Origin of the sequence: Thermaerobacillus caldiproteolyticus, assembly GCF_013761245.1 — a bacterium.
GTDB classification, from domain to species: domain Bacteria; phylum Bacillota; class Bacilli; order Bacillales; family Anoxybacillaceae; genus Thermaerobacillus; species Thermaerobacillus caldiproteolyticus.
Genome location: NZ_JACDUT010000017.1, coordinates 39821 through 46540, shown reverse-complemented (window position 1 = coordinate 46540; position 6720 = coordinate 39821). Strand labels below are relative to the sequence as shown.

Below are 6720 nucleotides of genomic sequence, written 5' to 3'. Positions count from 1 at the left end.
TCACACCCGTTCCCATCCCGAACACGGAAGTTAAGCTCTCCAGCGCCGATGGTAGTTGGGGCCAGCGCCCCTGCGAGAGTAGGTCGTCGCTAGGCTTTATTTTATTAGGGAAGCATGTCCTGTTTATAAAATTTGTGGGACATGCTTTTTTGTTTGTAATTTGTTTTATTGTTGTGCTCAATTAAATAAGAGCATTATATTTTGTTTATGGGCTAATTACAGTAACCAATTTTTATGTATGTTGGATAATTTATTAATGAGCTGTAGCAGATGCTTAAAACCAACTTGTCGTTATAAAATGTAGATAAGTTTTGACTGATCGAGAACATAGACTTTTGCATGAAGCAGCATCCTTTTTTCGCCTGGCTTATTGTTCGTAAATGTCTTGGCGAAAAAGATTCTGTGTGTTAGGTGATAAGATATGTTACTGTTCATTCTAGAAAAGAATTCTGTTTGTTTGAGATTGTGCCTTATGTAAGAAAATTTGTAAATATCCAGAGGATTTTAAAAAATATTAGAGAATTAGCCTATTTATTGGCGTGTTTTTGTTTCATTTTTTTCAAAAACGGCAATCATATTATTGGCATTAATTTGTTACTTTCTTGCATTTTTCTTCAATTCGCTATATAGTAAAGGTAAGGTCAAATATAGTCAAAGTCAACTGCGTATGCAAGGAGGAGGTAGAGTGCGAAATATCTCTGATATCATTGAACAATATTTAAAACAAGTACTAAATATGAGTGATAAAGAAATTGTAGAAATTAAGCGAAGTGAAATTGCCGATAAATTTCAATGTGTTCCTTCACAGATTAACTATGTCATCAATACACGTTTTACATTAGAACGAGGATATATTGTTGAGAGCAAGCGTGGCGGTGGCGGATACATTCGAATTATGAAAGTAAAAACAAAAAGTGAGGCGCAATTAATTGATCAGCTGTTGGAGCTCATCCAACATCGGATTAGCCAATCCAATGCTGAAGATATTATTCGTCGTTTAGTGGAGGAAAAAGTAATTTCAGAGCGTGAAGCGAACATTATGCTCAGTGTTATGGATCGTTCGGTACTGTATATTGATTTACCGCAGCGCGATGAGTTAAGAGCCCGAATGTTAAAAGCGATGTTAATATCATTGAAATATAAATAGGGGAGAGGTGAAAACATTGATATGTCAAGAGTGTAAACAAAGACCGGCAACGATGCATTTTACCAAAATTATCAATGGCGAAAAGACAGAATTTCACCTTTGTGAGCACTGTGCCCAAGAGCGTGGGGAAATGTTTATGTTTCCTGACAATACAGGCTTCTCTATTAATAACTTGTTAGCCGGTTTACTTAATCTCCAATCTCCGATAACAGAAGCGAAGCCGAGCGCGTTTCAAAGCCCTAACATTTTACAATGTGAGCGCTGTAATATGACGTATGAACAATTTACAAAAATAGGAAGATTTGGTTGTTCCCATTGTTATTATACATTCTCACGCCAGTTACAACCAATACTGAGACGGCTTCATAGCGGCAACACTACGCATGCTGGAAAGATCCCAAGACGCACTGGTGGTACGATTCATATTCGAAAACAACTTAATCAATTAAAGCAAAAACTCCAAGAGCTAATAGTTAAGGAGGAGTTTGAAAAAGCGGCCGAAGTTCGTGACCAGATTCGCGCTCTTGAGTCTCAGCTAAGTGAACGTGGAGAGGGGGATCTGTAATCTTATGTCGCTTGAGAAATTTTTGAATACAGCGGTCAGCTCTTGGATGAGTCAAGAAGGACCTGATTCCGATATTGTGCTAAGCAGCCGAATTCGATTAGCAAGAAACATCGCTGATTTTCGATTTCCGACTGTTTTTAACCCTACAGAAGCACAGCAAATTGTCGAGTTGTTTGAAAATACTTTTTCAAATCAATTGTATCATTCAATTGGACGATTTGAACTTTTAAAAATGAATGAACTTCAGCCAATTGAAAAAAGGGTATTGGTAGAAAAACATTTAATTAGTCCCCATTTAGCAGAAGATTCGCCATTTGGAGCATGCTTGCTTTCTGAAAACGAAGAAGTAAGCATTATGATTAATGAAGAAGACCATATTCGTATTCAATGTTTATTTCCTGGATTTCAATTAACGGAAGCGTTACAAGTAGCTAATGGGCTTGATGATTGGATTGAAGCGCATGTCAATTATGCATTTGATGAAAAAAGAGGTTATTTAACAAGTTGTCCTACAAACGTAGGTACAGGGTTGCGTGCCTCTGTGATGATGCATCTTCCTGCTCTCATTTTAACACAACAAATGAATCGGATTATTCCAGCGATTAACCAGCTTGGGTTAGTCGTACGAGGAACGTATGGAGAAGGCAGTGAAGCATTGGGGAATATTTTTCAAATATCTAACCAAATCACATTAGGAAAATCAGAAGAGGATATTGTTGAAGATTTAAAAAGTGTTGTTCAACAGTTAATTGCCCAGGAAAGAATGGCAAGAGAGGCATTAGTCAAAACTTTAAACATACAATTAGAAGACAGAGTCTTCCGTTCTTACGGGATATTAGCGAATAGTCGGGTCATTGAGTCTAAAGAAGCCGCACAATGTTTGTCTGATGTACGCTTAGGAATCGATTTAGGATATATTAAAAACATTTCGCGCAACATTTTAAATGAGCTCATGATTCTAACGCAGCCGGGCTGTTTGCAACAATATGCAGGGGGAGCGTTAAGACCAGAGGAACGGGATGTTCTTAGAGCAACATTAATTCGTGAACGTTTAAAAATGGAAGAGAAAAAAGCAATGGAGGATGATGAATGATGATGTTCGGCAGATTTACGGAACGGGCGCAAAAAGTGTTAGCTTTAGCACAGGAAGAAGCCGTACGCCTTGGGCATAATAATATTGGGACGGAGCATATTTTATTAGGATTGATTCGTGAAGGAGAAGGCATTGCCGCGAAAGCGTTAACGGCTTTAGGATTAGGGCCTGATAAAATTCAAAAAGAGGTGGAAGCGCTAATTGGTCGTGGGCATGAATCCTCCCAAACGATTCATTATACGCCGCGTGCCAAAAAAGTCATCGAGCTTTCCATGGATGAAGCAAGAAAACTAGGGCATTCTTATGTAGGGACAGAACATATTTTGCTTGGATTAATTCGTGAGGGAGAAGGTGTCGCTGCGCGCGTTCTTAACAATTTAGGAGTAAGTCTCAATAAGGCTCGTCAACAAGTTCTTCAGCTGCTTGGAAGCAACGAGTCCGTTTCCGGTCATCAAGGTGGAGCCGCTTCCCATGTGAGTACGCCAACATTGGATAGTCTTGCGCGCGATTTAACAGCAATCGCTCGGGAAGGTAGCTTGGATCCGGTCATTGGTAGAAGCAAAGAAATTCAACGTGTCATTGAAGTATTAAGCCGACGCACGAAAAATAATCCTGTTTTAATCGGGGAGCCCGGCGTTGGAAAAACAGCGATTGCAGAAGGATTAGCGCAACAAATCGTAAACAATGAAGTACCGGAAACACTTCGCGATAAGAGAGTGATGACGCTCGATATGGGAACAGTGGTTGCCGGTACAAAATATCGCGGTGAATTTGAAGATCGTTTAAAAAAAGTGATGGATGAAATTCGACAAGCTGGAAATATTATTTTGTTTATTGACGAGCTTCACACCTTGATTGGTGCAGGTGGCGCAGAAGGAGCAATTGATGCTTCCAACATTTTGAAACCGTCTCTCGCTCGCGGAGAATTACAATGTATCGGGGCAACAACATTAGATGAATATCGCAAATATATCGAAAAAGACGCTGCGTTAGAACGCCGTTTCCAACCGATTTATGTCGATGAGCCAACGGTAGAAGAATCAATCCAAATTTTAAAAGGATTGCGTGACCGTTATGAAGCGCATCATCGCGTGTCGATTTCCGATGAGGCTATTGTTCAAGCGGTGAAATTATCGGATCGTTACATTACAGATCGTTTCCTCCCAGATAAAGCGATTGACTTAATTGATGAGGCTTGCTCAAAGGTGCGCCTTCGCTCATTTACCACTCCGCCAAACTTAAAGGAGCTTGAACAAAAATTAGAGGAAGTTCGCAAAGAAAAAGATGCCGCTGTTCAAAGCCAAGAATTCGAAAAAGCCGCTTCATTGCGCGATACTGAGCAACGTTTGCGCGAGCAGCTTGAAGAAACGAAACGAGCGTGGAAAGAAAAACAAGGTCAAGAAAATTCAGAAGTAACGGTTGAAGATATCGCGATGGTTGTATCAAGCTGGACAGGAATCCCAGTGGCAAAATTAGCACAAACGGAAACAGAACGGTTATTGAAGTTAGAGGAGATTTTACATTCGCGTGTCATCGGTCAAGAAGAAGCAGTGAAAGCAGTAGCGAAGGCGGTGCGTCGCGCTCGTGCGGGATTAAAAGATCCGAAGCGCCCAATTGGTTCGTTTATTTTCTTGGGCCCAACAGGTGTAGGAAAAACAGAGCTGGCAAGAGCGTTAGCAGAAGCAATGTTTGGTGATGAAGATGCTTTAATTCGGATTGACATGTCTGAATATATGGAGAAACACTCAACGTCTCGTCTTGTTGGTTCACCTCCTGGATACGTAGGATACGAAGAAGGTGGTCAGTTAACTGAAAAAGTACGCCGTAAACCATATTCGGTCGTTTTGTTAGATGAGATGGAAAAAGCCCATCCGGATGTATTTAATATTCTTTTACAAGTATTAGAAGATGGTCGCCTAACGGATTCTAAAGGCAGAACGGTTGATTTTCGCAATACCATTGTGATTATGACGTCAAATGTTGGTGCCGATGCGCTAAAACGAAATAAATATGTCGGCTTTAATGTTCAAGACGAAACCCAAAAATACAAAGACATGAAAGAAAAAGTCATGGACGAGTTGAAAAAAGCGTTCCGTCCAGAATTTTTAAACCGTATTGATGAGATTATTGTGTTCCATTCATTAGAAAAACAACATTTAACCCAAATCGTGAAGCTAATGGCAGAACAGCTTATCAAACGCTTAAAAGAACAAGACATTGATTTAGAATTGACTCAAGCAGCGATCGAAAAAATTGCTGAACAAGGATATGATCCTGAATACGGTGCACGTCCATTGCGCCGGGCGCTGCAAAAGCATATTGAAGATCGCCTATCTGAAGAGTTGCTAAAAGGAACGATCGGAAAAGGGCAGAAGGTTGTTGTCGATGTAAAAGACGGACAGTTTGTTATTTTATCTGGGCAGACAGTTTAATAACCTCTGAGGTATGCGGCAACCCGTTGGCGCATACCTTTTCTTTTATGGTAATTTTTGGTTAGGAAAGGAAATAAGATAAATGGGAAAGAAAAAAACAAAGTTTGTTTGTCAAGAATGCGGGTACGAGTCGGTCAAATGGATGGGAAGATGTCCGGGATGTTATACATGGAATTCTATGGTAGAGGAAGTAGAGCGAGCAAAACCAACAACGAGGGGAGTGTTCGTTCATTCGTCTCCCGATACAATTTCTAAGCCGGTACCGATTACCACAGTGACGACAACACAAGAGCCGCGCATACAAACAGATCTGTCTGAATTGAACCGCGTGTTAGGCGGGGGCATTGTCAGAGGCTCCCTTGTCTTAATTGGCGGTGATCCAGGGATCGGAAAATCAACGCTTCTTTTGCAAGTTTCGGCACAACTCGCGATGAAACAAAATAAAGTGTTATATATATCTGGTGAAGAATCGGTCAAACAAACGAAATTACGGGCAGATCGCCTTCATGTTTCATCTAATGAATTGTATGTGTTAGCAGAGACGGATTTAGAATATATTGCGGAGGCGATTGAGGTAATCAATCCTGCCTTTGTCGTTATTGATTCAATTCAAACGGTGTATCGTTCGGAAATTACGTCAGCTCCCGGAAGTGTGTCCCAAGTGCGCGAATGCACAGCAGAGCTAATGAAAATCGCGAAGACAAAAGGGATTGCCATTTTTATCGTCGGTCATGTGACAAAAGAGGGGGCAATTGCCGGACCGAGAATTTTAGAGCATATGGTTGATACCGTGCTTTATTTTGAAGGGGAACGTCATCATACGTACCGCATTTTACGAGCGGTAAAAAACCGCTTTGGTTCCACCAATGAAATTGGCATTTTTGAGATGAGAGAAACCGGTTTATTGGAAGTGGAGAATCCGTCCGAAGTATTTTTAGAGGAGCGTTCACGAGGAGCGGCAGGGTCGACAGTTGTTGCCTCTATGGAAGGAACCCGGCCTGTGTTAGTAGAAATTCAAGCATTAATTTCACCGACGAGTTTTGGAAATCCGCGGAGAATGGCGACGGGAATAGACCATAACCGCGTCTCTTTGTTAATGGCAGTACTTGAAAAACGCGTCGGGCTACTTCTCCAAAACCAAGATGCTTACTTAAAAGTGGCAGGCGGCGTCAAATTGGATGAACCTGCGATTGATTTAGCGATTGCTGTAAGCATTGCCTCCAGTTTTCGTGATCAGCCTACGAATCCTTATGATGTTATTATCGGTGAAGTCGGCTTAACAGGGGAAGTCCGCCGCGTTTCCCGCATTGAACAACGCGTACAGGAAGCAGTAAAATTAGGATTTCATCGTATTATTATTCCAAAAAACAATGTAGGCGGATGGAATGTACCAGCAGGAGTAGAAATCATCGGCGTGTCTCACGTTGCCGAAGCGCTTGAATACACATTAGGAAGCAAGTAATTGATAGAAAGGTTACAAATG

5 protein-coding genes and 1 rRNA gene are annotated in these 6720 nt (G+C 41.1%); all 6 read left to right on the top strand.

Going from position 1 to position 6720, the window contains the following annotated elements; translation table 11 throughout:
* A 5S ribosomal RNA gene (rrf, locus tag HNR31_RS17460) occupies positions 1 to 95 on the top strand; the annotation flags it as partial.
* A gap of 590 nt (positions 96 to 685) precedes the next feature.
* Positions 686 to 1147, top strand: a complete 462-nt coding sequence (locus HNR31_RS17455) for a CtsR family transcriptional regulator (protein ID WP_181557461.1) — start codon at positions 686 to 688, stop codon at positions 1145 to 1147.
* A 16-nt stretch (positions 1148 to 1163) separates the two neighbouring features.
* Positions 1164 to 1712 (top strand): UvrB/UvrC motif-containing protein, encoded by a 549-nt coding sequence (locus tag HNR31_RS17450; RefSeq protein ID WP_181557460.1) that lies wholly within the window; start codon positions 1164 to 1166, stop codon positions 1710 to 1712.
* Between the two features lie 4 nt (positions 1713 to 1716).
* On the top strand, positions 1717 to 2805 hold the full coding sequence (locus tag HNR31_RS17445; protein ID WP_181557459.1) for a protein arginine kinase: 1089 nt from the start codon (positions 1717 to 1719) through the stop codon (positions 2803 to 2805).
* Positions 2805 to 5237 (top strand): ATP-dependent protease ATP-binding subunit ClpC, encoded by a 2433-nt coding sequence (clpC, locus tag HNR31_RS17440; protein WP_181557462.1) that lies wholly within the window; start codon positions 2805 to 2807, stop codon positions 5235 to 5237. Before HNR31_RS17445 ends, clpC begins: the two co-directional genes overlap by 1 nt.
* A gap of 82 nt (positions 5238 to 5319) precedes the next feature.
* Positions 5320 to 6699, top strand: coding sequence for a DNA repair protein RadA (gene radA, locus HNR31_RS17435; RefSeq protein WP_181557458.1), 1380 nt, complete (start codon positions 5320 to 5322; stop codon positions 6697 to 6699).
* The last annotated feature ends 21 nt before the right edge of the window (positions 6700 to 6720 follow it).

Excerpts from the sequence above, each read along its gene's own strand:
- HNR31_RS17445 (WP_181557459.1), top strand. The coding sequence starts at position 1,717 with ATGTCGCTTGAGAAATTTTTGAATACAGCGGTCAGCTCTTGGATGAGT.
- clpC (WP_181557462.1), top strand. The coding sequence starts at position 2,805 with ATGATGTTCGGCAGATTTACGGAACGGGCGCAAAAAGTGTTAGCTTTA.
- radA (WP_181557458.1), top strand. The coding sequence starts at position 5,320 with ATGGGAAAGAAAAAAACAAAGTTTGTTTGTCAAGAATGCGGGTACGAG.